The sequence below is a fragment of the Caulobacter sp. GW821-FHT09B11 genome (assembly GCF_059418205.1).
Genome location: NZ_JBWKPK010000015.1, coordinates 17,699 through 44,166 on the forward strand (window position 1 = coordinate 17,699; position 26,468 = coordinate 44,166).

The following is a 26,468-nucleotide window of genomic DNA, read 5'->3' on the forward strand; positions in this document are numbered from 1 at the left end:
ACGAGGGCGGGCCGAAAGGTCCGCCCTTTTTCGTGGGCGTCAGGTCGAGCCGAGATTCATCTGCCCGCCTCCCCAATCCGCGCTTCCCCGCGAAGGCGGGGATCCAAGCGGACTTTCAGGATGAGGCGCGGCCGTGGGCTATCCGCGGCCTCGGCTTGGATCCCCGCCTGCGCGGGATGCTCGGTGAGAAATCAGTCGACCCGCCGAGGGGTGATCGACAGTCAGGCCCAGTGCGTGGTCCTCGTCCTTCGACAAGCTCAGGATGAGGACCATTATAGGCCAGGGCAGTAGCAAAACCTCATCCTGAGCCTGTCGAAGGACGAGGTTTTCGTCTCAAACGCTCTAGCGCGCCGGCGCCGGCTCCAGCGCCTTGCCCATGCGGGCCAGCGGCACGTCGTAGCCCTTTGAGGTCGGAGCCGTGAACGTCTCGATCAGGGTGTAGCCGCAGGCCTCGTACAGCGGCACGCCGCCCATGGTCGCGGCCATCTCGGCGCGGGAGAAGCCCTCGCCCGCCGCCGCCTGCTCGCAGGCCGCCAGGATCATGCGGCCCACGCCCTTCCGGGTGTGATCGGGGTGGGTATACATCGCCCGCACCCGGGCCGCGTCGCGCGCCGGGTCCAGCATGGCCGCGTCGCGCCCGGCCGAGTGGTCGCCGCCGAACAGGGTGGCCCGCCGGCTCCAGCCGCCGCAGCCGGCGATCGCCTCGCCGTCCTGAACGACGAAATAGGTGCCGTCGGCGATCAGCTGGCTGTCCAGCCCCATCACCTCGAACGACGCAGCCACGCCCTCGGGCGGCAGGAACGGCGTCAGCAGCTCGGCGATCGCCGCGTTCATCAGCACGGTCAGGGCGGGGATGTCCTCGGGCGTGGCGAGGCGAAGCGTCAGGCTGGTCATGTCGTCCGACATAGACGCCCCTCCCCCGCGGCGCGACGCCCAGCCCGAAAACTTTTTTCCGGAAAAGTTCATGACAACGTTGTCACGACGTCAGGAAGCGGCTATAGAGATCTCAACCCTTCTGGGCGTTTCCTCCCAATGACTCAGCCGCCTTCTTCTCCTGGAGGGCGGCTTTTCTTTTGGGCGCGAGGGATCAGGTAGTCTTGATCCGCCCCTCCTCCACCCGCACCGGCCACGGCGTCAGCCGGGCGCCGGCGCAGGGGCCGCCCAGGCAGGCGCCGTCTTCGATCGAAAACACCGCCCCATGCCAGGAGCAGGCGATCATGCCGCCGTCGGGGGTCAGGTACTGGTCCAGCGCCTGGGCCAGCGGCAGACCGGCGTGCGGGCAGCGATCGACATAGCCGAACACCGCCTCGCCCCGCCGCACCACGAAGCCGTGGAAGCGATTGGTCCCGATCTGCAAAACGTAGTTGCGGGCCGCCCCGTCGACGATCAGGTCGAGCGGGCCGAGATTGACCCCGGCCGGCGTCGACCAGACCCTTCCGACGGTAGAGACCTCTTCGCTCAAACCCGCTCGACCTGCTGCTCGATGGCGCCGAAGATGGTGTGGCCCTTGGCGTCCTTCATCTCGATGCGGACGGTGTCGTCGCCCAGCAGGAACGGCGTCCTGGGCGCGCCGTACAGGATGGTCTCGACGGTGCGCACCTCGGCCAGGCACGAATAGCCCAGGCCGCCCTCGGCGATCGGCTTGCCCGGGCCGCCGTCCGCGCCGCGGTTGCTCACCGTGCCCGAGCCGACGATCGTGCCGGCGCTCAAGGCCCGGGTCTTGGCCGCGTGGGCCACCAGGGTTCCGAAGTCGAAGGTCATGTCGACGCCGGCGTCGGCCGTGCCGAAATCCTTGCCGTTCAGCTCGATCAGCAGCGCGCCCGACAGCTTGCCGTCGCTCCAGCCCGGCAGGGCGTCGGGCGACACGGCCACCGGCGAGAAGGCGCTGGCCGGCTTGGACTGCACGAAGCCGAAGCCCTTGCCGAGCTCGGCCGGGATCAGGTTGCGCAAGCTGACGTCGTTGCACAGCATCACCAGGCGGATGGCCGCCAGGGCCTCTTCGCGGCTCGCGCCCAGCGGCACGTCGCCGACGATGACGGCGATCTCGCCTTCCAGGTCGCAGCCCCAGGCCGCGTCGGCCAGCGGGATGGTGTCGCGCGGAGCCAGGAACCCGTCCGACGCGCCCTGGTACATCAGCGGATCGGACCAGAAGCTCTCGGGCATCTCGGCGCCGCGGGCCCGGCGCACCAGCTGCACGTGATTGACGTAGGCGCTGCCGTCCAGCCACTGGAAGGCGCGCGGCAGGGGGCTGAGGGCGTCGTGTTCGTGGAAGCGGTCCTTGGGCACGCCGCCGTGCTCCAGGCTTTCGGCCAGCCCGCGCAGCAGCGGCTCGCAGCGCTCCCAGTCGTCGAGCGCGGCCTGCAGCGTCGGCGCGATCGTCCCGGCGTCTGTGCACCAGGCGACGTCGTTCGACACCACGACCAGCCGGCCGTCGCGGCCGCCCTTCAGAGACGCGAGCTTCATTCGGCGCTTCCTCTCATTGTTCTGGTTACGGCAGGCGGGCCTTGGGGAACCCGTCCCAGCACGCGTCATAGTCGGCCTGAAGCGCGCGATGCTCCAGCGCGAACTTCGTCGGCGCGATAACCCAGCGGCTCTCGAACATGAAGGCCAGGGTGTTTTCGATCTTGTGCGGGCCAAGATCGGCGTCGGTCGCCTTGCGATGGCTGGCCACGTCGGGCCCGTGGTCGCTCATGCAGTTGTGCAGAGAGGCGCCGCCGGGGGCGAACCCGCCTTCCTTGGCGTCGTAGGCGCCGTGCACCAGGCCCATGAACTCGCTCATCACGTTGCGATGGAACCAGGGCGGTCGGAAGGTGTGCTCGGCCACCATCCAGCGCGGCGGGAAGATCACGAAGTCGACATTGGCCGTCCCCGGCGTGTCGCTGGGCGAGGTCAGCACCGTGAAGATCGACGGATCCGGGTGGTCGTAGCTGACCGTGTTGATGGTGTTGAAGCGGGCCAGATCGTAGCGATAGGGCGCGAGATTGCCGTGCCAGGCGACCACGTCCAGCGGACTGTGGTCCCAGTCGGTGGCCCACAGCGATCCCTGGAACTTCTGGATCACCTGCGTCGGCGCATCGACATCCTCGAAGGCGGCCACGGGGGTCTCGAAATCGCGCGGATTGGCCAGGCCGTTGGAGCCGATCGGCCCCAGCTCCGGCAGGCGCAGGGCCGCGCCGAAGTTCTCGCAGACATAGCCGCGAGACGGGCCATCCACCTCGACCCGGAAGCGCACGCCGCGCGGGATCACCGCGATCTGGCCGGGTCCGGCCTTCAGCACGCCCATCTCGGTGACAAGCCTCAGCACGCCCTGCTGCGGCACGATCAGCAGCTCGCCGTCGGCGTCATAGAACACCCGGTCCTTCATCGAGGCGTTGGCGAGATACAGGCAAACGCCCATGCCGGCCTGGGCGGCGACGTCGCCATTGCCGGCCAGGGTGACCAGGCCGTCGACGAAGTCGGTCGGCTCGGGGGGGATCTCGATCGGGTCCCAGCGCAGGCGGTTGGGGGTGACGGGCGCATCGAAGGCGCTGGTCAGGCGCGGCTGGGCGTAGGGCTTGTAGGGTCCGTGCCCGGCGCTGGGCCGCAAGCGGTAGAGCCAGCTTCTGCGGTTCTCGTGCCGGGGCGCGGTGAAGGCCGTGCCGGAGAGCTGTTCGGCATAGAGACCGAACGGAACATGCTGCGGCGAGTTCTGCCCCACCGGCAGGGCGCCGGCCACGGCCTCGGTGGCGAAGTGAGCGCCGAAGCCGGTCTGGTAGCGGAGGTCCATGCGTTTTCCCGTGCCTTTGCCAGCACTTTTCCCGTCATCCCGGAAAGCCCGCAGGGCTTATCCGGGACCCAGGGGCGGTGCGCACCGCTCCTGGGTCCCGGCTCTACGCTACGCTTCGGCCGGGATGACGAAAGATATTTTTACGCGTCGACCGTGATCACGCCGCGGCGGATCTGGTCCAGCTCGATGCTCTCGAACAGGGCCTGGAAGTTGCCGTTGCCGAAGCCCTCGTTGCCCTTGCGCTGGATGATCTCGAAGAAGATCGGGCCGAACAGGTTCTCGGTGAAGATCTGCAGCAGCAGGCCCTCGTCGCCGACATTGCCGTCCAGCAGGATGCGGTTCTTCTTCAGGCGCTCCAGGTCCTCGCCATGGCCCGGCACGCGCTTGTCGATCAGCTCGTAATAGGTCTCGATGGTGTCCTGCAGCTTGACGCCACGGGCGCGCAGCTTCTCGACGGTGTCGTAGATATTGGCCGTCGTCAGGGCCAGGTGCTGGATGCCCTCGCCGTTGTACTGGCGGATGAACTCCTCGATCTGGCTCTTGTCGTCCTGGCTCTCGTTCAGCGGGATGCGGATGGCCTTGTCGGGCGCGATCATCGCCTGGCTGAACAGGCCCGTGGCCTGGCCCTTGATGTCGAAGTACTTCTGCTCCTCGAAGCCGAAGACCTGATTGTAGAAGGTCGACCAGGTGCGCATCTGGCCGCGCTTGACGTTGTGGGTCAGGTGGTCGAGCAAATCCAGGCCCACCGAATTGGCCGCTTCGGCCTCGGCGGCGCCAGGAACGAGCGTCCAGGCGTCGTAGATGCTGCCCTCGCCTTCGACGAGATAGAGCAAGCTGCCGCCGATGCCTTCCAGCACCTTAGCGCCGTCGCCCAGCACCGAGCGGCCGGCGTCGGCGGCCTTGGCGCCGCGCTTCAAGGCGTCGGCGAAGGCCTGCTCGGCGTCATCGACGCGGAAGGCCATGCCGTTGGCCGAGGGGCCGTGGGCCTCGCGGAAATCGGCGACCTGGCCGGCGGTCTCTTCATTGACCAGCAGGTTGATGCGGCCCTGCTTGTAGCGGGTCACGGCCTTGGTCGGATGGGTGGCGGCGGGCACGAAGCCCAACTGCTCGATGATCGCCTTCATCGCCGCCGGATCGGGGCTGGTGAATTCGACGAACTCGAAGCCGTTCAGGCCGAGCGGGTTTTCGGACGTGACGGGCATGGAAGCCTCCCTAAGGCTCAATGTTCGTTATGGGACCAGCGCGGCCGGCAGGCCGGCGATCAGGCGGTCGTTGTCGGCCGGCCGGCCGATGGTGATGCGCACCCAGCCGCCCTTGACGGGCGTCGGGCGGACGATGAGCCCCTCATGCAACAAACGCATGGCGGTCGCTTCGGGGCCGGCCGGGGTGCGCAGGAAGACGAAATTGGCTTCCGAGCGGGTGTATTCTACGCCCATCTCGTCCAGCGCCGCCTCGACGCGGGCGCGCTCGGACAGGGTCAGCGCCACGGTCGAGGCCAGGTGCTCGCGGTCGTTCCAGGCGGCCAGGGCGGCGGCCTGGCTGACGGCGGTGACGTTGAACGGGGGGCGCAGGCGGTCGAGATAGGCGATCAGCTCTTCGCTCGAAGCGACGCCATAGCCCACCCGCATGCCGGCCAGGCCATAGGCCTTTGAGAAGGTGCGCGCGGCGATCCAGGGGCCGCCCCAGGCCTCCAGCACGGCCAGCATGTCGTAGGCCTCGTAGTACTCGCGATAGGCCTCGTCGACGAACACCAGGGTGGTCTTGGGCGTGGCGGCCAGCACCGTCTCGACGGCTTCCTTGGAGAGGGCGTTGCCGGTCGGGTTGTTGGGCGTGCAGAGGATCAGCAGCTTGGGCCCCTTCGCCGCCGCGGCGGCCACGGCCGGGACGTCGAGGTCGAAATTGGCCAGGCGCGGCACGTCGACGATCCTGGCCTCGGCGCAGCGGGCGAAGATGTCGTAGGCCGGGAAGGTCGGCGAGGAGAGCAGGATCGTATCGCCCGGCGCCAGCACGGCGCGGAACACGTAGTCGATCAGGGCCTCGGACCCCGGCGACACCAGGAGGCGGTCGGACGACACGCCAAGGCGCTGGCCGATGGCCGCGCGCAGGGTCTCGCAATAGGGGTCGGGATAGATCTGCGGCTCGGCCACGGCGGCCATCACCGCGTCGGCGACCTTGGGGCTGGCGCCCAGCAGGTTCTCGTTGCTGGCCAGCTTGGCGAAATCGGTCAGGCCCGTGCGCCGCCCGGCCTCGGCCAGGGTCATGCCGGCCTTGTAGGCGACCACGCCGTCGAGGGCGGCGCGCATCGGGGTCGCGGCTTGAGGCTTGCGATCGAGAACCAGCATGACGGCCGCTCCGGGAGTCGGGGATACGGACGTCAGGATAGGTCAGGCGCAGAGACGCATTGTGGCGATTATGACCGCTCTTGGAGGCATGCGGGTCACTTTATGACCTGTCAGGACCACTATCTGAATTTCCGAGGCTGCACTTGCAACACCTCTCCCGTGGGGAGAGGGAGGGGCCCGCCGCGAAGCGGTGGGAGGGTGAGGGCGTACGCCGTCAGACGCGTTCGCACCAACCACATCGAGATAAGCCGGCCAGGGTCCCTAACCCCTCACCCTCCCAGGCTATCGCCTGGGCCCCTCCCTCTCCCTATGGGAGAGGTGTTCAATCAAGATAATCCAGCGGCAGGGCCGTCGAGTCCTTGATCGTCTCCAGGACGAAGCTCGACTGGATGTCCTTCACGGCCGGCATCTTCAGCAGGCGCTTCATCGTGAACTCGGCATAGGCGTCGAGGTTGGGGGCCACCACCCGCAGCAGGTAGTCGTAGCTGCCGGTCATGGCGTGGCAGCCCACCACCATCGGCTCGCGCAGCACCGCCTCCTTGAAGGCCTCGGCGGCCGCCTCGTTGTGGCGATCGACGGCGACCTCGACATAGGCCAGCAGGTCGAGCCTGGCCTTGCGACGATCCAGCACCGCCACATAGCCGCTGATCAGGCCCGCCGCCTCCATCTGCTTGACCCGCCGCAGGCACGGGCTGGGCGACAGGCCGACGCGCTCGGCCAGCTCCACATTCGTGACCCCGCTGTCGCGCTGCAGGACGTCGAGGATCTTCTTGTCGGTGCGGGTGAGCTTCATCGTGACCGGATCAGGTGATTTACCGGCAGTATATGACGGATCGTCGCCAAAGACCCTCCCCCTGGAGGGGGAGGTGGCCCGTAGGGCCGGAGGGGGAAGTGGCAGCGGAGGTCAGCGCGGCCGCAAACGTCGAGCTCACTTCCCCCTCAGTCGCTACGCGACAGCTCCCCCTCCAGGGGGAGCACCTTGAACAGCAAAACGCCCGGGCCAGAGGACCCGGGCGCTTCGACTTACGCGGTACGCTTACTGTTACGCTTACTGGGTACTAACTCGGTGTTCAGTTGGCCAGGCGGCGCAGGAACGACGGGATCTCCAGATCCTCGCCGTCGTCGGCCTGGGGCTCGATAGGCTGCAGTTGCGGGCGCACCGAGCTGGTCTGGCGCGCCTGGGGCTGCGGGGCCGGCTCGTAGCGTTGCTGGCGACCGCCGCCGAACAGGCTCATCCAGCCGCCGCTCTTCTGCTGACGGCGATCCTCGTAGTGATCGCTGTACAGCGGCTCGTCGTCGGCCTCGGCGACCATCGGGTCGACGATGCGGGTGACGCGCGGCGCGGGCGCCGGCTCATAGACCGGTTCCGGCTCGTAGGCGGCTTCCGGCTGGGCGTAGAGGTCGGCCTGGGCCTGGACCGGTTGCGGGGCCGGCTCGTAGGCGGGCTCCGGATAGGCCGAGGTCGGGCGCTCGATCGGACGGGCCTCGTAGCGCGAACCCGGGCGGATTTCCGGCTGGGCCGGAGCCTGGGCGACCGGCTGCGGGGCGGGTTGCGGAGCCGGCTGCGGCGCGGGACGGGTCGTCTCGGCGAGCAGCGGCGGGGCCTGGACGTTGCGCGAGACGGGCTTGGGCTCGATCTGCTGGATCGAGGCGCCGTCCATGCCGGTGGCGACCACCGACACGCGGATCACGCCGTCGAGCGACGGGTCGAAGGCCGCGCCGAAGATGATGTTGGCTTCCGCATCGACCTGGTCCGAGATCGCGTTGGCGGCCTCGTCCACTTCGAGCAGGGTCATGTCCATGCCGCCGGTCACGTTGACCAGCACGGCCTTGGCGCCCTTCAGCGAGACTTCGTCGAGCAGCGGGTTGGCGATGGCGTTCTGGGCGGCCATCAGGGCGCGGTCTTCGCCGGTGCCCTCGCCGGTGCCCATCATCGCCTTGCCCATCTCGGTCATGACCGTGCGGACGTCGGCGAAGTCGAGGTTGATCAGGCCCGGCAGGACCATCAGGTCGGTGATCGAGCGGACGCCCGAGTGCAGCACCTGGTCGGCCATGCCGAAGGCTTCGGCGAAGGTCGTGCGTTCGTTGGCGACGCGGAACAGGTTCTGGTTCGGGATGACGATCAGGGTGTCGACGTAGCGCTGCAGCTCCTGGATGCCGGCGTCGGCCAGGCGCATCCGGTGGCGGCCTTCGAAATGGAAGGGCTTGGTCACCACGCCCACGGTCAGGATGCCACGTTCGCGAGCGCACTTGGCGATGATCGGGGCCGCGCCGGTGCCGGTGCCGCCGCCCATGCCGGCGGTGATGAACACCATGTGAGCGCCTTCGAGGTGCTCGCCGATCTCGGGGAAGCTTTCCTCGGCGGCGCTCATGCCCACCTCGGGGTGCGCGCCGGCGCCCAGGCCCTGCGTGATCTGCACGCCGAGCTGGATGCGACGGTCGGTCTTGGCGAACTGGAGCTGTTGGGCGTCCGTGTTGGCGACGACGAACTCAACACCCTCGAGGCCGGCCTCGATCATGTTGTTGACGGCGTTGCCGCCCGCGCCGCCGACGCCGAAGACCACGATACGCGGCTTCAGCTCAGTGGTGCGCGGCGCCGAAAGTGAAATAGCCATGGGGACCCTCGCGTCCTTACGCCGAATTCGTCAAATGAACCGACCGCAAGTCGGTAACGCCTCGACGATCGGGTTAACAGAACAACCACCATCGTTAACTGGCGGTTAAAGCCATAATCTGAGTCGGCTGCAGGTCGATCCCGCTTACAGGCAAAAAAGCGAGTTATCCAAAGGAATTGCTTGGAACTCCTTGGTTTCCAAGCTGGGCCGAAACCCCTGTGCGACGGAACGCCGCTAGCCGTTTTTTAGGGCCAAACCCGTTGGATTCGGGGGCGCGAAACTACACTGTTCGGCCTTTCAGGCACTTAGAAAGTTAAACGACAGGGTTAATTCACCCGTCGGGTGATTTGTTCGCGCGAGAGGATCGCGGACGCGAAAACGCCCCGCCCTTTCGGGCGAGGCGCTTCGAAATTCCAGGCTGACCCAGCTTGGGACGGAAAGCTCTACAGGTTGTCGCGCAGCCAGGCGGCGGCCTTGGCCACCGGCGAGGCGTTGGGGTCCATCGGGCGCTTGCGCACCTGTCCGCCGGTCAGGGCCTTGGGCGAAACCACTTCGCGCGGGCCGAAGGCGGCGCGGTGCAGCACGCCGGCGGCGGCGCAGAAGGCCGGCCCCGAGGCGGCGTCGGCCAGGTGCGGCACCCGGCGCGGACGGCCAAGGCGCACCGGACGGTCGAACACCCGCACGGCCACTTCGCGCACGCCGGCCAGCTGGCTGGCGCCGCCGGTCAGGACGATGCCCGCGCCTGGCTCCACCGGCGCGCCCGAGGCCTTGAGGCGCTCGCGCAGCAGTTCCAGGGTCTCTTCGACGCGCGGCTGGATTATGCCCTTCAGCAGGCTTCGAGGGGCGATGACGGGGCCTGCGCCCGGATCGTCGCCGCGCGGCGGGGCCTCGATCATCTCGCGGTCCTCGTTGGCCGAGGCGATGGCGCTGCCGTGCAGGGTCTTGATGCGCTCGGCGCCGGCGACCGAGGTCTGCAGGCCGCGGGCGATATCCTGCGTCACGTGCCCGCCGCCGACGGCCAGGCTGTCGACGTGGCACAGGGCGCCGTTGTTGAACACCGCCACCGAGGTCGAGCCGCCGCCCATGTCGATGCAGACGGCGCCCAGGTCCATCTCGTCCTCTTCCAGGGCCGCCAGGGCCGAGGCGAAGGGCGCGGCGACCACGCCTTCGAACGACAGGTGGGCGCGCTCGACGCAGTGGGCCAGGGTGTGGAAGATGTTCTCGTTGACCGAGACGACCAGCAGCTCCAGCCCCAGCGCGCGGCCGAACATGGCGCGCGGATCCCGGATGCCCTTCTGGCCGTCCACCGACCAGGCGATCGGCAGCAGGTGCACGGGCTTGCGGCCCGGCAGGCGAACCTGGGCCAGGGCCGAGGAAATGGCGCGCGACAGGTCGCCGTCCGCAATGGGACGGGCGCCGAGCGAAACCTGGGTGTGGACGCGATGGCTGGCCAGCTGGCCGCCGGCGGTGCAGACGCTGACGCCCTGGACGTTGACGCCGGCCACGGTCTCGGCGCGCTCCACGGCCTGGGCGATGGCCTGGGCGGCCTCGTCCAGATTGACGATCGCCCCGCCGCGCACGCCGCGCGACTGCACATAGCCGACCCCGGCGGTCGTCAGGGTGCGGTTGTCGCGATGGATGCCGTCGCCCTTCATGATGAAGCACGTGACTTTCGACGCGCCCAAATCGACAGCCGCGACCGCGGGCTGACGCACGAGCGTCGCCTTCAGGCCGTCACGGGCCTGTCTTCGGTCCTCAAGTCGCGACATGGTCAGGGTCACCTCAGTCCATCACTTTTGTTCTTAAGCCCCGTTGGCCACCGGCTGCCCGGGCAGCACGGAGTCACGGGGCCGGATCGCCACCATCTCGGGATCGCGCAGGTCGATGCGCGCGAAGCCAAGATCGAGGATGCGTTGCCGCTGGTCCAGTTGATCCAATTGAATCAACGCGGATTCTTCGTCAATGGCCGGCAGCTGGATCAGCGAGCCATCTTTCAGCCGCAGGTCCCAGCGGCGGTCGTCGACGCGCACCAGCGCTTCCAGACGATCGCGCAGGCGCGGCCGGGCGTTGACCGCCGGCAGGATGTTTCCCGCGGCCTGGTCGGCGCCCTGCCCCACCACCAGCGGCAGGTGCGGGAAGCGCGCGGCGTCGGCCTCGCGGATGATGCGGCCCTCGGCGTCGATCACCTTCAGGCGGCCGGAGTGCTGCCACACGGCCAGGGCCGGGCGCTCCTCGACGGCGATCATCACGGTGTCGGGCAGCAGGCGGACCACCTTGGCCGACTTCACCCAGCCCACGGCTTCGACGCGGGTCTTCAGGTCGACCAGGTCCATGCCCAGCGTCGGCTGGTCCTGGTAGAGGCCGGTGGCCTTCAGAATGTCGGCCTGGGCGGTGGCAGAGGCGCCGGTGACGTGGACGGTCTTCAGCTTGAAGCCGAGGTTGGCGAACTCGCTGTCGACGCCGCCGACCATCGCCTCGCCCAGGCGCTGGGCGCGGTGGCCGGTGGCCAGGGTGACGACCAGGGCGAGCGCGAGCGCGCCGCCGGCGACGCTCAGGGCCAGGCTCGGCGAGACGCCGACACCGCCGCGCGCGGCGTGCAGCTTCCCCGCCGGCTGCTGTTGCTGAGCCGGGCGAGCCTTGTTCGGACTTGCGGGCGCTTCGGCCCGGGGGCGCGCTGGCTTGCGCGGTCCCCCCCGCACTGCCGCGGGCATAAGCGTCCTCCACCATCAGACACTAGAGAAAAAGGAACCCTTCGGCGCCGCGCCGGACCCGACCGTCGTTCGACGACGGGGGCAGGTTCGGACGAAGCGCCTATGGAGGCGTAGAAAGGCCCGAAGGTCGTTAATGTCGTCATAACGAAGGGGCCGCCGTATTACGGTCCGGCAACCAAGACGTGCGCCATTTCGGCACGGTCGTTAACCCTGCCGCGCCCTTGCGACAGCAGGGTTTGCGGCGGCTTTTCCTTGCCTGGGCAAGGCCTGGCGCAAGCTATGCCGCGGCGCCGCAAATCTGTGGATGAGCACATAAAGTATGAACGGCCGCGCGCTTCGCGACCTTTTGACTCACCCGTCGGTCGCGGCGACGCGCCGCACGCGCGGGGAGTGTTTAATTTCCCGCGCCCCCTCCCCGGTCGTCATCCCGGCCGAAGCGCAGCGTAGAGCCGGGACCCAGGGGCCTCCGCAACGCGCCGGCCACCGCCAGCCGCCGCGCCCAGTCTCCTGGGTCCCGGATAGCCGCTGCGCGGCTTCCGGGATGACGATGGAGGGGTAGTTTGGAGAGGTTAGTGCCCCGTGGGCGCGGGCGCCGCCGCGCTGAGCGCGCGGAAGTCGATCTCGCTGTCGGCCACCAGGTAGATGAAGCTCGTCCAGGCGGCGACGTTCTGGGCCAGCTGGATCGGGTCCACCTTGTCCAGGGTGTCGTCGGCGGTGTGGTGGTAGTCGAAGTAGCGGCTGGCGTCCTGGTTCAGGTTGATCACCGGCACGCCGGCGGCCTCGACGCCGCCGATGTCGGCCCCGCCGTGGGCGGCGGGGGCCTTGTCGAGATAGATCTTCAGCGGGCTGAGCACCTGGACCGCCGCCTTCATGGCCGGGTGGCCCTCGGCGCCGTTGGGCAGCTGCAGGCTGTAGATGCGGTCGGCGCCGGTGTCGCTCTCGCCGGCCAGGACCAGCTTTTCGAGATTGGCCTTGTTGGCCGCCAGGAAGGCGTCCGACGAGCCGCCGCTCTCTTCCGAGCCCCACATCACCACGCGGATGGTGCGCTTGGGATGCTTGGGCAGGTCGCCGATCAGCTTGGCGGCGGCCGTGGTGATGGCGATGCCGGCCGCGTCGTCGAAGGCCCCGGTGCCGACGTCCCAGCTGTCGAGGTGGCCGCCGATGACGATCACCTCGTCGGGCTTTTCCGAGCCCTTGATGTCGCCCGAGATGTTCCAGGCCACGTCGCCGGCGTCGAGGCTGGAGGCCAGCTTCAGCTTGATGCGCAGCGGACCCTTCCTGGCCAGGCGCTCCAGCTGCTCGGCCTCGGGCACGCCCAGGGCGGCGGCCGGGATGGTGATCACGTCGGGGCCGTTGGTGGTGACGCCGGTGTGCGGCACGGTCGAACTGGAGGTCGAGATCGAGCGGATCAGCAGGGCCACGGCCCCGCGCTTGGCGGCCTCGACCGGGCCGGAGCGGCGCGAAATGCCGGCGATCCCGTAGCCGGCGCCGTCCTGGGCGCGGACCATCGGCTGGGTGATGACGACGATCTTGCCCTTGATGGCGCTTTCCGGCGCGGCGATCATCTCGGCGTAGGTGGTGAACAGCGCCACCTCGGCCTCGATCCCCCCGGCGGGCGTCGGGATGGTGCGGCCCAGGCCCACGATCGACAGCTTCAGCGGATAGGGCGCGACCAGTTCGGCGCTCTCCTCGCCGCGCGTCCACGACGGCTTGGCGAACGTATCGACCTTGATGTTGGTGAAGCCCAAGGCCTTGAACTTGGCGACGCTCCAGTCCTTGGCGCGCTCCATGCCCGGCGAGCCGACGAGGCGCGGGCCGACGGTGGTGGTCAGGTCTTCGGTGATGTCCCAGGCCAGGCGATCGGTCAGGGCCTTGTCGCGCAGCGCCTCGGCGGTCTTGACGTCTTGAGCGTGAGCAGCGCCCGCCAGCAGGGCGGAAGCGGCGACGGCGGTCAGCAGGCTGCGGAACATGAACAGGATTCTCCCCTAAGAGGTGCTTTTCATAGCACTGCGCTTCCAGTCGAGAACCCCGCCCCGCGCCCACTTTTGTCAGCAGTCGTCAGCCCACCCGGGGCGCCGCCCCGAACAGCTTGTCGGCGAAGAGATCCAGCGCCTTCTGCGACAGGTCGGTGTTGTTGAGGATCACCACCGTGTCGCCGGTGTCGAGCCGGTGGCCCAGCACCGAGCGGAAGCCGGCCGTGCGCCCGGTCTCCCAGGCCGCCGGCTTCACCTGGCCGTCGATGGTTAGGGTCCGGGTCCGGCCGCCCAGCGCATAGTCCTGCTCGGGCACGCGGATCGTGGTCAGGGCCTTGCGCGAGGCCTCGCTCAGGAAAGGCGTGTCGAAGACCACGTGGGCGGCGATCAGCAGGTCGTCGACCGTGCTGAAATAGCCGCCGCTGGCCGCCATCACCGACAGCCGCGGATTGGCCCGGGGTGCCAGCGGCGGGCCGGCGTAGTAGGACCTCGCCACCGCGGGATCGGCGTCGATCATGCCGGCCTGGGTGCGGCGCATCTTCAGCGGCTCGGTCGTCAGCTCCCGCACCACCGCCTGGAACGGCTGTCCGGTCGCCGCCTCGACGATGGCCGAGACGATGAACCAGTTGACCGGGTGGTAGTCGAACTTCGTCCCCGGCGGGAACAGCGGGTCGCCCTGGCCGAACAGCTTCACGGCCTCGGCGGCGGTCACCTCGCGCTTGAGGATCTCCGGATCGGCCTTCAGCGCCGTCATGAAGGCGTTGGGGATGCCGCTGGTGTTGGACAGCAGGTGGGCCAAGGTCACGGTCTTGCCGGTGTCGGGGCGCTGGTCGGGCAGCCAGGTCGCGATCGGGGCGTCGAGGCTGAGCTTGCCCTGCTCGACCAGCCGCAGCACGGCGATGGTGGTCAGCCACTTCGAGATCGAGGCCACGCAATAGATGGTGTCGCGCGTCGCCGGCTTGTTCGCTTCGATGTCGGCCGAGCCGAAGGCGCGCACGTAGGACGGCTTGCCCTTGCGCCCGATCATCACCACGCCCTGGAACTTCTGCTCGGCGACGAAGGCGTCGACGATCGGGTTGGCCGCTCCGAGCTGGGCCGGCGAGGCGAGGGCCAATGATCCGAAGGAAAGACCGGGCACGGCGCACAGCGCCCCGGCGGCGGCGAACAGACCGCGACGATCGATCATGCAACTAACCCCACGAAACCGCCGCCCCCAGCGATGGGCGCGACCCTGGCGCACGGCTCCGGCGAAGTCCCGTTAAGCTTTGGCAATGAGCGAACATTGGCATTCGACGAGAAGCGCTCTAGGTCTGGGCGGGACTTCAGGAGACCTCGATGCCCAAGCCGACGGCCGAGACGGCCGCCGCCGACATCCCCCTCGACGCCAAGCTGCGGCCGACCCAGGCCCGCGCGCAGGACACCTACGAGGTCGTCCTGGCCACGGCCGGCGAACTGCTGGTCGAGTCCGGCTTCGAGCAGCTGACCACCAACGCCATCTGCAAGCGCGCGGGCCTGACCCCGCCGGCCCTCTATCGCTACTTCCCCAACAAGTACGCGATCCTGAAGGAGCTCGGCGACCGGCTTATGCGCCTGCAGGACGAGGCCGTGTTCGAGTGGATGGCGGCTGGCGGGCTGGAGGGCGACACGGCGGCGCAGCGCGTGGCCAAGGTGGCCGACCTGCTGACCGGCGTCATCGACATGACCCGCGCCTTCCCCGGCGGCGCGGCCATCGGCCGGGCCCTGCGCGCCGTGCCGATGCTGCAGCAGCTGCGTTTCGCTTCGCGCGACATGGTCGCCGGCCAGTTCGCCGAGGTCCTGGCCGCCCGCTTCCCCACCGTGCCGGCCGCCCGCATCGGCGTGGCCACCCGGATGATGGTCGAGCTGACCTACGCCGCCACCGAAATGGCCGTCGAGGAGCCCGAGCAGGACGCCGGCGCCCTGTCGCAGGAGATCGGCCGCCTGTTCGATCGGTATTTCGAGACGTTCGATTTGGCGCTTTAGCTCAAGGAACCTCCCCCTTTGGGGGAGGCGGCCGAAGGCCGGTGGGGGGCCGTTTTCAGCTTTCAATGCGCTTGTACGGCTTTGCTCCACTTCCCCCACCGATCGCTGCGCGATCGCCTCCCCCACAGGGGGAGGTTCGATAACACCAGCTTGCAATAACGATAGTTTTTACTATCGTCAGTCCATCGCAGCGGGGGAACGCCGATGGAGGCTTGGAAGAACTGGTCGGGCAGCGTCACCGCGACGCCCAGCCGCATCGCCCGGCCGCGCACCATCGAGGAACTCTCCACCCTCGTCGCCCAGACCGGCAAGGTCCGCGTCACCGGGGCCGGCCACTCGTTCATGCCGCTGTGCCAGACCGACGACCTGCTGCTGAACCTGGCCGAGCTGGAAGGCGCGGTCGAGATCGCGCCCGACCGCAAGACCGTCTGGGCCCCGGCCGGCTGGAGCCTCAAGCGCCTGACCGCCGCCCTGTGGGCCGAAGGGCTGTCGCTGATCAATCAGGGCGACATCAATCCCCAGTCCCTGGCCGGCGCCGTCTCGACCGGCACCCACGGCACGGGCGCGGCGTTGGGGAGTCTCGCGACCCAGGCCTGCGGCTTTCGCCTGCTGACCGCCGACGGCCGCCTGGTGGAATGCGGCCCGGACATCGAGCCCGAACTCTACCAGGCCCAGCGCCTGTCTCTGGGCCTGCTGGGCGTCGCCGTCGCCATCCGCATCAACGTCGTCCCGGCCTATCACCTGGAGGAGCGGATCAGCCGCCTCCCCTTAGCCGAGGTGATCGAGCGCTTCGACGAGCTGGCGGCCGCCACCCGGCACATGGAGTTCTGGGTCTTTCCCTACAGCGACCAGGTGATCTTCAAGACCCTGCACCCCGTCCCGGCCGAGGCCGCCGACGAGAAGCCCGGCAAGGGCGGCGAAGGCGACGAGGCGATCTTCAAGGCGGTCTGCGACCTGTGCGCCGCCGCCCCGGCCCTCACCGGACCGATGCAGCGCCTGCTGATGAAGCTGGCCGGGGCGCCCAGCCGCCGCGCGGCCCCGGCCTACGAGATCTTCCCCTCCGAGCGGAACGTCCGCTTCGAGGAGATGGAATACGAGATGCCGCGCGAGACCGGCCTGCCGACCCTGAAGGCGGCGATCGCCCATATCCGCAAGCGGCGCCTGCCGATCACCTTCCCGTTCGAGTTCCGCCTCGTGGCCGGCGACGACATCTGGCTGAGCCCCTTCAACATCGGCCCCGGCGCCTCGATCTCGTTCCACCAGTACGCAAGGATGGACTGGAAACCGGCCTTCGCCGAGGTCGAGCCGGTGCTGGCCAGCGGCGGCGGCCGGCCGCACTGGGCCAAGCGCCACAGCTTGACCCCCGCCGACGTCCACCGGCTCTATCCCCGCGCGGCCGACTTCCTGCGCGTGCGCCAGGCCTGGGACCCGACCGCCAAGTTCGCCAACGCCCACATGACCCAGCTGTTCGGGATCTGACCCATGACGGATATCGCCCTGCACGCCGATCTGGTCGGCCAACAAGGCTCGCGCGAGCAGCTGAACACGCCCGTCCTGGTCGTCGATCGCGCCGCCCTGAGCGCCAACATCGCCACCATGGCCGCCTTCGCCGCGTCCAAGGGCCTGAAGCTTCGCCCGCACGCCAAGACCCACAAGAGCGCCGACATCGCACGCCTCCAGATCGAGGCCGGAGCCGTGGGCCTGTGCTGCGCCAAGATCGGCGAGGCCGAGGCCCTGGCGGCCCAGGGCGTGACCGAGGGCCTGCTGATCACTTCGCCCGTCGTCTCGGCGCCGGCTGTCGCCCGCCTGGCGGCCCTGAACCTTGCGACCACCGGCCTGAAGGTCGTCGCCGACCATCCGGACAACGTCGCCGCCCTTGGCGCGGCCGCCGCCTCGGCGGGCAAGCCGCTGGAGGTGGTCATCGACCTCGACCCTGGCATCCACCGCACGGGCGTCGCCTCCCCCGAAGCCGCCGTCGCGCTGTTCGAGGCCATCCAGGCGCAGCCCGCCCTCACCTATGCGGGCCTGCAATGCTATTGCGGCGTGCAGCAGCACATCGAGGCCTTCGACCTGCGCAAGGCGGCCCTGGAGGATCGCGGGGCCTATATCCGCGAGGTCATCGCCGCCCTGACCGCCGCCGGCGGCGCGCCGCCGATCGTCAGCGGCTCGGGCACCGGCTCGCACCGCATCGACGCCGAGCTTTCGATCTTCACCGAGCTGCAGGTCGGCTCCTACGTCTTCATGGACGACCAGTACCTGGCCTGCGACCTGGCCGGAACCGGCGCCGAGGCCAGCCCCTACCAGCGCTCGCTGGTCATCGACGCCCGGGTGGTCAGCGCCAACAGCCCCGGCATGGTCACCGTCGACGCAGGCTTCAAGTCGATGTCCACCGACGCCGACCCGCCCCAGGTCGTGGCCGGCGCGCCGGAAGGCTCGCGCTACTTCTTCATGGGCGACGAGCACGGAGCGCTCGTGCCGTCGTCAGGCTCGCCCCCGCCGCTGGGCGCGCGGGTCACCCTGGCCGTTCCGCACTGCGACCCGACCGTGAACCTCTACGACGCCTATCACGTGGTCGAGGGCGAGACGCTGGTGGCGATCTGGCCGGTCACGGCGCGCGGGCGCTCGCGCTGATCCGCAGGCGAGGCTAAGCTCCGGCGACGCCGGAGGTTGAGCCCCATGTACGACGCCCCGATCCTCGATCGCGAAGAGCAGACCGCCATCGCCGAGTTCGAGGCCGGCCCGCTGCGCTACCGGGCCGAGGTGCGCGTCACCCCGGCGGGGATCCTGGCCGTCGGGGCGCTGCTGACCGGCATGCTGCTGTCATCGGCGGCGATCGTCTGGGCGGCCAAGCATCACCTTTCGCGGCGCTAGCTTCGCCCGCGAACACCGTGATCGATCCATGGTGGAGTTTCCTCGACTGGTGTAGGCAGGCGTGCATGTGCTGCTTCATCACCCTGGTCGCGCCCACTGACGACGTCGCCGCCTTGCAGGCGGTCATGAAAAGGCATGGCCGCGGGGCCACGCCGGTCGACAACGCGTCCATACGCAAGGTTCTGGGCGACAGCGACCGCCAGTTCCTGACCACGCGCAGCCATTGTGATTGCGGAACCGTCCTGGCCTGCGGCCCCGACGATCCCGACGCGGCCGAAGAGGGCTTCGCCAGGGAAGCCGAGCGCCTGAAGCGCAAGGGCTGGTCGGCGTCGAAGATCGCACGGGCCATGGAGGGCCGGCGCAAGGCCGAGGCGCGGCCGGACGATCGCGCCCCCGACAGCATTGACCTCTGGGCGGCCGTGCTGCGCGACCTGGGCGAGGAACTGAAGCTGCCCCATGCCGGGCTGGTGGTCAGGCTCTATTCGGGCGCGATCGAGGCCGAAACCTTCGACGCCCAGCGCCGCGAGGCGCCGGCGGGCGCGCCCTTGAACGAAACCCTGGCCTCGATGCGACAGGACGAGGTGACCGTCTTCCGGCTGAAGTGAACCTCCGCCCGGCTTCGACGCAAACCTCGGTCCAGAAAAACCCCTTTGGCCTGCGGCGCGTTGAAGACTATCCATGGCGTCCGTTCTGGATCGTCCGCCGCATGACCACCGCCGCCCTCTCGACCGCCGCCAAGAAGCCCCGCCGAAACCGGCGTCGGCCTTCCGCGCGCTGGATGCGGGCGGGCCTGCTGGTGTTCGCCGTCGGGGTCAGCACCGCCGTGATCGGCCAGACGGCCTATCGGATGATCGACGCCCGCAACGCCACCAAGGCCGCCACCGCCGCGCCGCTGGCCATGGACAATCCGCGCTTCACCGGGGCCATGCGCGACGGCCGCGCCTTCCTGATCACCGCCCGCCGCGCCGAGCGCGACGCGGTCGATCCCAACAAGGTCAAGCTGGTCGATCCGACCCTGGTGCGCGGCTACGGCCAGCCCGACGCCACCCGGGTGACCTCGAAGGACGGCGTCTACCAGGAAGCCCAGAACCTGCTGGTGCTGACCAAGGACGTGAAGATCGACAACGGCCAGGGCTACCAGTTCGCCTCGCAGGAAGCCCGGATCGACACCAAGACCGGCGAGGCCGTGGGCGGCGCGCCGATCGCCGGGGCCGGACCGCAGGGCAATGTCCGCGCCGACAGCTACAGCGTCAGCGACAAGGGCGACCGCGTGGTCTTCAAGGGCCGCGTCCGCACCCGCGTCCAGACCCAGTAGGCCCCGCACGTCATGACCGGCCTCGGACTCCTGGACCGCGCCCGCGCGACCCGCATCTGCTTCCTCTACATCGCCCAGCCGCACCAGGTCTGGCACAGCCTGTCGACCGCCGTGGCCCTGGCGCGCGGCTGGCCGCAGATCCAGGTCGAGATCGCCGCCACCTCGGCCGGCCACCTCGACTACATCCAGGGCATGCTCGACGGCCTGGGCGGCGCGCCGGTGACCCTGCGCCTGCTGCCGCCGGCCTGGCTGCGCAGGCTGTCGAAGAACGCCCCGCCGCCCAAGGCCCTGATGCTGGCGTTGAACGCCGCGCGCCTGTCCACCTACGACGCCCTGGTCACGCCGGAACGCACCACCGCCCTGCTGCGCAAGCTGGGCGTGCGCCGCACGGCGCTCGTCTACACCCAGCACGGCGCCGGCGATCGCGGCGGGCCGTTCGAGCCGCGCCTGCGGGCCTTCGACCTGGTGATGGCCGCCGGCCCCAAGCAGCGCGACCGGATGGTCGACGAGGGCTGGGTGCGGCCCGAAGCCTGCGCCATGGTCGGCTATCCGAAGTTCGACCTCGTGGACGCCCTGCCGCCCAGCGCCGTGCCGGCCTTCGAAAAGCCGCTGCCGACCATCGTCTACAACCCGCACTTCCACGAAACCCTGGGCTCGTGGCCGGCCTTCGGCCTGTCGATCCTGGAGCAGTTCGCCGCCGACGAGCGGTTCAACCTGGTCTTCGCCCCGCATGTGCGACTGTTCGAGACCGCTTCGGAGGCCGACCACCGCGCCGTCGCTCGGTTCGAAGGCCATCCGCGCATCCACATCGATCTCGGCGGCCCGGCCGCCTTCGACATGACCTATACGCGCTCGGCCGACCTCTATCTCGGCGACGCCTCCAGCCAGGTCTACGAGTTCCTGCGCACGCCCAAGCCGTGCCTGTTCCTCAACCCCGCCCATGCCGACTGGAAGGGCGACGAGAGCTTCCACCACTGGCGCTACGGCCCCGTTCTTGAGACCGCCGACGGCGTCTGCGACGCGACCGCCGCCGCCTTCGCCGGCCATGGCGACTATCTGGACGCCCAGACGACCGGCGTCGCCGAGACCTTCGACCTGACCGACGAGGCCTCGTCGCTGCGCGCCGCCCGCGCCATCGTCGATCGCCTGGCCGTCCTCGACCGATGAGCCCGCAAAAGGCCAATCCCCTGGCCCGCGTGCTGGCCAACGCCGGCGCCCTGCTCGGCGGCCGGGGGGTCAACGCCGTGGTCGGCCTGGCCTACATGGCGCTGGCCGGCCGGAGCCTGGGCCTGGCCCTGTTCGGCGCCTTGACCCTGATCAACGCCTTCGCCCAGGCCCTGGGCGACATGGCCAAGTTCCAGTCCTGGCAGACCGTCGTGCAGTACGGCGCCAAGCCCCTGCTCGACGGCGACAGAACCACCTTCCAGCAGGTGTTGCGCCTGGCCCTGGTGCTGGACGGCGTCGGCGCGCTCATTGGCGTCACCCTCGGAGTCGGCGGCGCCCTGCTGTTCAGCCGCTGGCTGGGCTGGTCGCAGGACCTGGCCCCGGCGGCGGCGCTCTACTGCCTGTCGATCGCCGCCATGACCTCGGCCACGGCGGTGGGCCTGCTGCGCCTGTTCGACCGCTTCAAGGTGCTGGCCGGCGAGCAGGCGATCTCCTCGACCGTGCGCCTGATCGGCTGCGCGATCGCCGCCGCCCTGCATGCGCCCGTCGAGGGTTTCCTGCTGGCCTGGGCGGCGGGCACGGTCGCCTCCTTCACCTACGTCGCCGCCGTCGCGGTCTGGAGCCTGCACGGACGCGGCCTGCTCGACGGTTTCACCTTCAAGGGACCGCTCGGTGCGGGCCTGCCGGGCGTCTGGCGCTTCGCCTGGGCGACCAATTTCAGCAGCACCATCGACGTCGGCTTCACCCACGTGCTGACCCTGGCCGTCGGCGCCCTGGTCGGACCCGGCCCGGCGGCGCTGTGGCGCGTGGGCCGGCAGGTGGCCGACGGCATGGCCAAACCCGCCCGCCTGATGCTGCCCGCCCTGCATCCCGAGTTCGCCAAGCTGCGCGCCCAAAAGAACGACGCCGCCATGCTGCGCCTGGCCCGCCAGATCGGCCTGATCGGCGGCGGGGTCGCAGGGCTGCTGCTGCTGGTCTGCCTGGTCGCCGGCCAATGGCTGCTGACCATCGTCATGGGCGCGGAGTTCGCCCCCGCCGCCGGCATCATGACCTGGCAGGTGGCCGCCGCCGCCATCGGCGTCATGGCCCTGCCGATCGAACCGATGCTGGTCTCGATGCGCGCGGCCGGCGCGGCCCTGCGCGTGCGCCTGGTGGTCAGCGTCGCCTATCTGCTGGCCCTCGCCCCGCTGCTGAAGACCTTTGGTTTGACCGGCGCCGGCGCGGCCCTGGTCCTGGCCATGGCCGGCATGGCGGTCGGCATGTTCCTCACCCTCAGGTCGAAGCTTCGCCATGAAGCCGCCGCCGAGCGGGAGAGCGAAAACGCACTGGCGCGCGAACAGACTTGCATGGACCCCCGGAACGAGCGCAAAGGCGATCCGCAATGACTACGCCCACCGCTTCCGGCCGGACCGTTCGGTTCGCCGACTTTCCGACCCTGACCGCCGCCCTGGATTTCGCCGCGACCGGCGAGACCGGGATCAACCTGCATTCGCTGCGCGGCGAGCTGGTCGAGGCCCTGTCCTACGCCCGGCTGCGCGAGGAGTCCCTCGTGCTCGCCCGCCGCCTGCTGGCGCTTGGAGCCAAGATCGGCGACAGCGTCGCCCTGATCGCCGAGACCGACGGCGACTTCGTGCGCGCCTTCTTCGCCTGTCAGTACGCCGGCCTGGTGCCCGCGCCCCTGCCCCTGCCCGCGCCGCTGGGCGGCCGCGAGGCCTATATCGAGCAGATCGCCCGCATGTGCGCCTCGGCCCATGCGAAGATCCTGATCGGTCCGGCCGGCATGGCCGAGTGGCTGAAGGACATCGGCGCGGCCGGCGATCTGGCCTTCTCCGGTTCGCTGGCCCAGCTGCCGGAAGACGTCGGCGCGGCCCTGCCCGACATCACGCCCGAGCATCCCTGCTACCTGCAGTTCTCGTCGGGCAGCACCCGCTTCCCGACCGGCGTGCTGGTGACCCACAAGGCCCTGATGGCCAACGCCGTCGCCATCACCCGCGACGGCCTGCAGGTGAAGCCGCACGACCGCGCCGTCTCGTGGCTGCCGCTCTATCACGACATGGGCCTGATCGGCTTCCTGCTCAGCCCGCTGACGAGCCAGATGAGCGTCGACCTCTTGCCCACCGGCGCCTTCGTGCGCCGGCCGCTGCTGTGGCTCGACCTGATCAGCCGCAACGGCGGCACGATCGCCTACAGCCCGACCTTCGGCTACGAACTCTGCGCCCGCCGCGCCGAGGCCGCCTCGATCGACCATCTGGACCTGTCGCGCTGGCGCAGCGCGGGCCTGGGCGGCGACATGATCCGCACCGCCCCGGTCGAGGCCTTTGCGGAAAGGTTCGCCGCCGTCGGCTTCTCGGAAAAGGCCTATGTCGCCAGCTACGGCATGGCCGAGGCGACCCTGGCGCTTTCCATGGCTCCGCTGGGCCAGGGCCTGAAGCTGGAGATCCTCGACATCGAGCGGCTGGAGCGCGACGACCTGGCCGTCAGCGTCGGAAGCGACGCCCCGCGCGCCCGCGCCTTCGCCCGTTGCGGTCCCGCCCTGCCCCACCACGAGCTGGAAGTGCGCGACGCCGACGGCGCGGTGCTGGCCGAGCGCCGGGCCGGCCGCATCTTCGCCCGCGGCCCCAGCCTGATGGGCGGCTATTTCGAGCAGCCCGAAGAAACCGCCCGCGTGCTGGCCGCCGACGGCTGGCTCGACACCGGCGACATCGGCTTCCTGGTCGAGGGCGAGATCGTCATCACCGGCCGCGCCAAGGACCTGATCATCCTCAACGGCCGCAACATCTGGCCGCAGGACCTGGAGTGGACCGCCGAGCGCGAGATCCCCGGCCTGCGCAGCGGCGACGTGGCCGCCTTCTCCGTCCCCGGCGACGCCGAGGAGGAGGAGATCGTCACCATCCTGGTCCAGGCCCGCGGCGGCGACGCCGAGAGCCGCGCGGCCCTGGTCGAGACCGTGGCCGGGGTGCTGCGCGCCCGCCACGGCGTCGAGACCCAGGTCAAGCTGGTCGGCGCCCACGCCCTGCCCCAGACCTCGTCGGGCAAGCTCAGCCGCTCCAAGGCCAAGGCCGCCTACCTGGCCGGCGCCTACGAGCGCGCCTGAGGTGGCCCCGGCCGGAAATCGCGTCGTCGCCGTCACCGGCGCGACCGGCTTTCTGGGCCAGCACCTGATCCGGGCCTTGGCCGAGCGGGGCTATGTTCCGCGCATCCTGTCGCGCCGCGACCCGGTCTCGCCGTTCTGGCGCGGGATCGAGCCGCAGGTGGTGCTGGGCGACCTGGGCGGCGCCCAGGCCCTGAAACGCCTCTGCGACGGCGCCGGCGCGGTGATCCACGCCGCCGGCCTGATCAAGGCCGCCTCCCGCGCGGGGTTCGACAAGGTCAATGTGGCCGGCGCCGTCGCGGTCGCCGAGGCGGCCCGTGAGGCCGGCGCCCGCCTGGTGCTGATCTCGAGCCTGGCCGCCCGCGAGCCCCAGCTCTCCGACTACGCCGCCAGCAAGCGCGCCGGCGAAGAGGCGGTGCTGGCCGCCCTGCCGTCGGCCCTGATCGTCCGACCGCCGGCCATCTACGGTCCCGGCGACCGCGAGACCCTGGGCCTGTTCGCCGCCGCTCAGGCCAGCCGCCTGCTGCCGGTGCTGTCGCCCGCCTCGCGCGTGGCCATGATCCACGTGCACGACGCCGCGACCCAGATCCTCGATCTGCTGGAAAGCGACCGCACGGGGCTGGCCTCGATCTGCGACGGCCGGCCCGACGGCTATGGCTGGAGCGAGATAATGGCCGCCGCCGCGACCGCCGTCGGCGCGCCGAGGCCGCGCCTGCTGCGCATCCCGGACGCCGTCATCCACGCCGCCGGAGCGATCGCCGGGATAGCAGGCAAGACCTCAAAACAACCCACGGTGTTCGGTCCGGGCAAGGCGCGCGAACTGTCGCACCCCGATTGGGCCTTTTTGACCGATCCGTCCCTTGCGCCTTCGCCGAGTCGTCACGATGTTGCCGCCGGCTTCGGCGATACGGTCAATTGGTATCGCCTTCACGGCTGGTTGCCGAAAAAATACAGCGACTAGTTCAATTGTGGCAGATATCTGACATGGACGCTGTTACGGTACGGTGACAGTGCTTGTGTCGGGGGCGACTGGCGTTTGGCATGGATACAGTGACGGATCTTAGTTTGCGTGAGATCGGCCTGGCCGCGAGCAAGGTGCTCGGCCGGACCGTCGAGGTGACCCACGACACCCATATCGGCCGCGACCTCGCCGTGGATTCGCTGGCGCTGATGAATATCGTGATGGAGCTCGAAGACACCTTCGACATCTCCATCCCCCTCGATCGCCTCGCCTCGGTGGAAACCACCGGCGACCTCTCCAAACTGATCAACGATCTCCGAACCAAGGCTTGACCGATGGGTCTGTTCGACAAGCATCTGGCCTATCGCGACGCGTATAAGGCCATCCAGCAGGCGGGCGCCGACCCGTTCACCGTCCGTTTCGACGCCGTCGTCTCGCCGACCGAAGGCGTGGTCGAGGGCCGTCCCACCATTCTGCTGGGCACCAACAACTATCTGGGCCTGACCTTCGACGAGAAGGCGATCGCCGCCTCGGTCAAAGCTGTGCAGGAACGCGGCACCGGCACCACCGGTTCCCGCATCGCCAACGGCAGCTTCGAGGCCCACGTGGCGTTGGAGACAGCGCTGGCCAAGTTCTACGGCCGCAAGCACGCCATGGTGTTCACCACCGGCTACCAGGCCAACCTCGGCGTGCTGTCGACCCTGGTGGGCCGCGGCGACCACCTGATCCTCGACGCCGACAGCCACGCCTCGATCTATGACGGCTCGCGCCTGGGCCACGCCGAGGTCATCCGCTTCCGCCACAACGACCCCGAAGACCTGGCCAAGCGCCTGCGTCGCCTCAAGGACGTGCCCGGCGAGCGCCTGATCGTCGTCGAAGGCATCTATTCGATGATCGGCGACACCGCGCCGCTCAAGGAAATCGCCGCCGTGAAGCGCGAGATGGGCGGCTACCTGCTGGTCGACGAGGCCCACTCGATGGGCGTGCTCGGCGCCACCGGCCGGGGCCTGGCCGAGGCCGCGGGCGTGGAAGACGACGTCGACTTCATCGTCGGCACCTTCTCCAAGAGCCTGGGCGCCATCGGCGGCTTCTGCGTCTCCAGCCTCGACGACTTCGAGGTCATGCGGGTGATCTGCCGCCCGTACATGTTCACCGCCTCGCTGCCCCCGGCCGTGGTCGCCTCGACCCTGGTCGCCCTGGAGCAGATGATCGCCAAGCCGCAGCTGCGCGAGCAGCTCAACAGCAACGCCTGCCGTCTCTATGACGGTCTCAACGCCCTGGGCTTCGTCACCGGTCCGGCCGCCAGCCCGATCGTCGCGGCCACCATGCCCGACGTCGAGCGCGCCATCGCCATGTGGAACGGCCTGCTGCAGTCGGGCGTCTACCTGAACCTCGCCCTGCCGCCGGCCACGCCCGACAGCCGCCCGCTGCTGCGCGCCAGCATCAGCGCCGCCCACACCCACGAGCAGATCGACCAGGTCCTCAAGGTGTTCGCCGAAGTCGGCGCGGCGCTCGGCGTCATCGACGGCCAGAAGCGCGCCACCGCCTGAGGCGCGGCGACAAGCTGAAAAGACGAAAGCCCCGGTCGAAAGACCGGGGCTTTTTCGTTGCTCAGATGCTCCCCCTCTGGGGGAGCTGTCGCGGAGCGACTGAGGGGG

24 protein-coding genes and 2 pseudogenes are annotated in these 26,468 nt (G+C 69.5%); 13 read left to right on the forward strand and 13 right to left on the reverse strand.

Annotation, left to right across the window (positions count from 1 at the left end):
* Positions 1–342 precede the first annotated feature (342 nt).
* The 11 genes and pseudogenes from AC07N1_RS12655 to ftsQ all read right to left on the reverse strand — a co-directional run bounded on the left by AC07N1_RS12655 (position 343) and on the right by ftsQ (position 11,434).
* Positions 343–906 (reverse strand): GNAT family N-acetyltransferase, encoded by a 564-nt coding sequence (locus AC07N1_RS12655; protein ID WP_494672147.1) that lies wholly within the window; start codon positions 904–906, stop codon positions 343–345.
* A 181-nt stretch (positions 907–1,087) separates the two neighbouring features.
* The gene (locus AC07N1_RS12660) at positions 1,088–1,462 is read right to left on the reverse strand and encodes a Rieske (2Fe-2S) protein (protein WP_494672148.1); all 375 of its coding nucleotides are present in this window, start codon (positions 1,460–1,462) and stop codon (positions 1,088–1,090) included.
* Positions 1,459–2,463 carry a fumarylacetoacetate hydrolase family protein gene (locus tag AC07N1_RS12665; protein ID WP_494672149.1) on the reverse strand — a complete coding sequence of 335 codons (1,005 nt, stop codon included), beginning with the start codon at positions 2,461–2,463 and terminating at the stop codon, positions 1,459–1,461. The genes AC07N1_RS12660 and AC07N1_RS12665 overlap by 4 nt, the downstream gene beginning before the upstream one ends.
* A 25-nt stretch (positions 2,464–2,488) precedes the next feature.
* Entirely contained in the window at positions 2,489–3,766 is a 1,278-nt protein-coding gene (gene hmgA / locus AC07N1_RS12670; RefSeq protein WP_494672150.1) for a homogentisate 1,2-dioxygenase, read from the reverse strand.
* Between the two features lie 60 nt (positions 3,767–3,826).
* A pseudogene (locus AC07N1_RS12675) lies at positions 3,827–3,893 on the reverse strand (hypothetical protein); the annotation flags it as partial.
* 13 nt (positions 3,894–3,906) lie between these two features.
* Complete coding sequence (gene hppD / locus AC07N1_RS12680) at positions 3,907–4,968, reverse strand: 4-hydroxyphenylpyruvate dioxygenase (protein WP_494672151.1); 1,062 nt, start codon at positions 4,966–4,968, stop codon at positions 3,907–3,909.
* Positions 4,969–4,995: 27 nt separating this feature from the next.
* Positions 4,996–6,108 carry a histidinol-phosphate transaminase gene (hisC, locus tag AC07N1_RS12685; protein ID WP_494672152.1) on the reverse strand — a complete coding sequence of 371 codons (1,113 nt, stop codon included), beginning with the start codon at positions 6,106–6,108 and terminating at the stop codon, positions 4,996–4,998.
* Between the two features lie 322 nt (positions 6,109–6,430).
* On the reverse strand, positions 6,431–6,901 hold the full coding sequence (locus AC07N1_RS12690; protein ID WP_494672153.1) for an Lrp/AsnC family transcriptional regulator: 471 nt from the start codon (positions 6,899–6,901) through the stop codon (positions 6,431–6,433).
* A 277-nt stretch (positions 6,902–7,178) separates the two neighbouring features.
* Entirely contained in the window at positions 7,179–8,723 is a 1,545-nt protein-coding gene (ftsZ, locus tag AC07N1_RS12695) for a cell division protein FtsZ (RefSeq protein ID WP_494604311.1), read from the reverse strand.
* A 443-nt stretch (positions 8,724–9,166) separates the two neighbouring features.
* Positions 9,167–10,492, reverse strand: coding sequence for a cell division protein FtsA (gene ftsA / locus AC07N1_RS12700; RefSeq protein WP_110118110.1), 1,326 nt, complete (start codon positions 10,490–10,492; stop codon positions 9,167–9,169).
* Positions 10,493–10,525: 33 nt separating this feature from the next.
* Positions 10,526–11,434: a cell division protein FtsQ gene (ftsQ, locus tag AC07N1_RS12705; RefSeq protein WP_494672154.1), complete on the reverse strand. Its 909-nt coding sequence runs from the start codon at positions 11,432–11,434 to the stop codon at positions 10,526–10,528.
* A 390-nt stretch (positions 11,435–11,824) separates the two neighbouring features.
* Here ftsQ and AC07N1_RS12710 point away from each other — a divergent pair.
* Positions 11,825–11,956 (forward strand): annotated as a pseudogene (locus AC07N1_RS12710) (hypothetical protein).
* A gap of 47 nt (positions 11,957–12,003) precedes the next feature.
* Here AC07N1_RS12710 and AC07N1_RS12715 read toward each other — a convergent pair.
* Positions 12,004–13,410 carry a M20/M25/M40 family metallo-hydrolase gene (locus tag AC07N1_RS12715; protein WP_494672245.1) on the reverse strand — a complete coding sequence of 469 codons (1,407 nt, stop codon included), beginning with the start codon at positions 13,408–13,410 and terminating at the stop codon, positions 12,004–12,006.
* An 82-nt stretch (positions 13,411–13,492) separates the two neighbouring features.
* The gene (locus tag AC07N1_RS12720; protein WP_494672155.1) at positions 13,493–14,593 is read right to left on the reverse strand and encodes a serine hydrolase domain-containing protein; all 1,101 of its coding nucleotides are present in this window, start codon (positions 14,591–14,593) and stop codon (positions 13,493–13,495) included.
* Between the two features lie 149 nt (positions 14,594–14,742).
* Here AC07N1_RS12720 and AC07N1_RS12725 point away from each other — a divergent pair, with 149 nt between their 5' ends.
* The 12 genes from AC07N1_RS12725 (at position 14,743) to spt (ending at position 26,360) form a co-directional block, all read left to right on the forward strand.
* The gene (locus AC07N1_RS12725) at positions 14,743–15,408 is read left to right on the forward strand and encodes a TetR/AcrR family transcriptional regulator (protein ID WP_494672156.1); all 666 of its coding nucleotides are present in this window, start codon (positions 14,743–14,745) and stop codon (positions 15,406–15,408) included.
* A gap of 204 nt (positions 15,409–15,612) precedes the next feature.
* Positions 15,613–16,887, forward strand: a complete 1,275-nt coding sequence (locus tag AC07N1_RS12730; RefSeq protein ID WP_494672157.1) for a D-arabinono-1,4-lactone oxidase — start codon at positions 15,613–15,615, stop codon at positions 16,885–16,887.
* Positions 16,888–16,890: 3 nt separating this feature from the next.
* Positions 16,891–18,039, forward strand: coding sequence for a DSD1 family PLP-dependent enzyme (locus AC07N1_RS12735; RefSeq protein WP_494672158.1), 1,149 nt, complete (start codon positions 16,891–16,893; stop codon positions 18,037–18,039).
* Between the two features lie 45 nt (positions 18,040–18,084).
* Positions 18,085–18,279, forward strand: coding sequence for a hypothetical protein (locus AC07N1_RS12740; protein WP_494672159.1), 195 nt, complete (start codon positions 18,085–18,087; stop codon positions 18,277–18,279).
* A gap of 65 nt (positions 18,280–18,344) precedes the next feature.
* Positions 18,345–18,884, forward strand: coding sequence for a hypothetical protein (locus AC07N1_RS12745; RefSeq protein WP_494672160.1), 540 nt, complete (start codon positions 18,345–18,347; stop codon positions 18,882–18,884).
* Positions 18,885–18,985: 101 nt separating this feature from the next.
* Positions 18,986–19,594 (forward strand): LPS export ABC transporter periplasmic protein LptC, encoded by a 609-nt coding sequence (gene lptC / locus AC07N1_RS12750; RefSeq protein ID WP_494672161.1) that lies wholly within the window; start codon positions 18,986–18,988, stop codon positions 19,592–19,594.
* Between the two features lie 12 nt (positions 19,595–19,606).
* Positions 19,607–20,761: a CDP-glycerol glycerophosphotransferase family protein gene (locus AC07N1_RS12755; protein ID WP_494672162.1), complete on the forward strand. Its 1,155-nt coding sequence runs from the start codon at positions 19,607–19,609 to the stop codon at positions 20,759–20,761.
* Positions 20,758–22,143, forward strand: coding sequence for a lipopolysaccharide biosynthesis protein (locus tag AC07N1_RS12760; RefSeq protein ID WP_494672163.1), 1,386 nt, complete (start codon positions 20,758–20,760; stop codon positions 22,141–22,143). The genes AC07N1_RS12755 and AC07N1_RS12760 overlap by 4 nt, the downstream gene beginning before the upstream one ends.
* Positions 22,140–23,852 (forward strand): fatty acyl-AMP ligase, encoded by a 1,713-nt coding sequence (locus tag AC07N1_RS12765; protein WP_494672164.1) that lies wholly within the window; start codon positions 22,140–22,142, stop codon positions 23,850–23,852. The genes AC07N1_RS12760 and AC07N1_RS12765 overlap by 4 nt, the downstream gene beginning before the upstream one ends.
* 1 nt (position 23,853) lies before the next feature.
* Positions 23,854–24,810 carry an NAD-dependent epimerase/dehydratase family protein gene (locus AC07N1_RS12770; RefSeq protein WP_494672165.1) on the forward strand — a complete coding sequence of 319 codons (957 nt, stop codon included), beginning with the start codon at positions 23,854–23,856 and terminating at the stop codon, positions 24,808–24,810.
* An 80-nt stretch (positions 24,811–24,890) separates the two neighbouring features.
* The gene (locus tag AC07N1_RS12775; RefSeq protein ID WP_198575767.1) at positions 24,891–25,142 is read left to right on the forward strand and encodes an acyl carrier protein; all 252 of its coding nucleotides are present in this window, start codon (positions 24,891–24,893) and stop codon (positions 25,140–25,142) included.
* Between the two features lie 3 nt (positions 25,143–25,145).
* Positions 25,146–26,360, forward strand: a complete 1,215-nt coding sequence (spt, locus tag AC07N1_RS12780; protein WP_494672166.1) for a serine palmitoyltransferase — start codon at positions 25,146–25,148, stop codon at positions 26,358–26,360.
* Positions 26,361–26,468: the final 108 nt, after the last annotated feature.

What these genes read in the sequence shown, in the direction of transcription:
- AC07N1_RS12655 (WP_494672147.1), bottom strand. Translation starts at nt 906, where the DNA reads ATGTCGGACGACATGACCAGCCTGACGCTTCGCCTCGCCACGCCCGAG.
- AC07N1_RS12665 (WP_494672149.1), bottom strand. Translation starts at nt 2,463, where the DNA reads ATGAAGCTCGCGTCTCTGAAGGGCGGCCGCGACGGCCGGCTGGTCGTG.
- hmgA (WP_494672150.1), bottom strand. Translation starts at nt 3,766, where the DNA reads ATGGACCTCCGCTACCAGACCGGCTTCGGCGCTCACTTCGCCACCGAG.
- hppD (WP_494672151.1), bottom strand. Translation starts at nt 4,968, where the DNA reads ATGCCCGTCACGTCCGAAAACCCGCTCGGCCTGAACGGCTTCGAGTTC.
- hisC (WP_494672152.1), bottom strand. Translation starts at nt 6,108, where the DNA reads ATGCTGGTTCTCGATCGCAAGCCTCAAGCCGCGACCCCGATGCGCGCC.
- AC07N1_RS12690 (WP_494672153.1), bottom strand. Translation starts at nt 6,901, where the DNA reads ATGAAGCTCACCCGCACCGACAAGAAGATCCTCGACGTCCTGCAGCGC.
- ftsZ (WP_494604311.1), bottom strand. Translation starts at nt 8,723, where the DNA reads ATGGCTATTTCACTTTCGGCGCCGCGCACCACTGAGCTGAAGCCGCGT.
- ftsA (WP_110118110.1), bottom strand. Translation starts at nt 10,492, where the DNA reads ATGTCGCGACTTGAGGACCGAAGACAGGCCCGTGACGGCCTGAAGGCG.
- ftsQ (WP_494672154.1), bottom strand. Translation starts at nt 11,434, where the DNA reads ATGCCCGCGGCAGTGCGGGGGGGACCGCGCAAGCCAGCGCGCCCCCGG.
- AC07N1_RS12720 (WP_494672155.1), bottom strand. Translation starts at nt 14,593, where the DNA reads ATGATCGATCGTCGCGGTCTGTTCGCCGCCGCCGGGGCGCTGTGCGCC.
- AC07N1_RS12725 (WP_494672156.1), top strand. Translation starts at nt 14,743, where the DNA reads ATGCCCAAGCCGACGGCCGAGACGGCCGCCGCCGACATCCCCCTCGAC.
- AC07N1_RS12730 (WP_494672157.1), top strand. Translation starts at nt 15,613, where the DNA reads ATGGAGGCTTGGAAGAACTGGTCGGGCAGCGTCACCGCGACGCCCAGC.
- AC07N1_RS12735 (WP_494672158.1), top strand. Translation starts at nt 16,891, where the DNA reads ATGACGGATATCGCCCTGCACGCCGATCTGGTCGGCCAACAAGGCTCG.
- AC07N1_RS12740 (WP_494672159.1), top strand. Translation starts at nt 18,085, where the DNA reads ATGTACGACGCCCCGATCCTCGATCGCGAAGAGCAGACCGCCATCGCC.
- AC07N1_RS12745 (WP_494672160.1), top strand. Translation starts at nt 18,345, where the DNA reads ATGTGCTGCTTCATCACCCTGGTCGCGCCCACTGACGACGTCGCCGCC.
- lptC (WP_494672161.1), top strand. Translation starts at nt 18,986, where the DNA reads ATGACCACCGCCGCCCTCTCGACCGCCGCCAAGAAGCCCCGCCGAAAC.
- AC07N1_RS12755 (WP_494672162.1), top strand. Translation starts at nt 19,607, where the DNA reads ATGACCGGCCTCGGACTCCTGGACCGCGCCCGCGCGACCCGCATCTGC.
- AC07N1_RS12760 (WP_494672163.1), top strand. Translation starts at nt 20,758, where the DNA reads ATGAGCCCGCAAAAGGCCAATCCCCTGGCCCGCGTGCTGGCCAACGCC.
- AC07N1_RS12765 (WP_494672164.1), top strand. Translation starts at nt 22,140, where the DNA reads ATGACTACGCCCACCGCTTCCGGCCGGACCGTTCGGTTCGCCGACTTT.
- AC07N1_RS12775 (WP_198575767.1), top strand. Translation starts at nt 24,891, where the DNA reads ATGGATACAGTGACGGATCTTAGTTTGCGTGAGATCGGCCTGGCCGCG.
- spt (WP_494672166.1), top strand. Translation starts at nt 25,146, where the DNA reads ATGGGTCTGTTCGACAAGCATCTGGCCTATCGCGACGCGTATAAGGCC.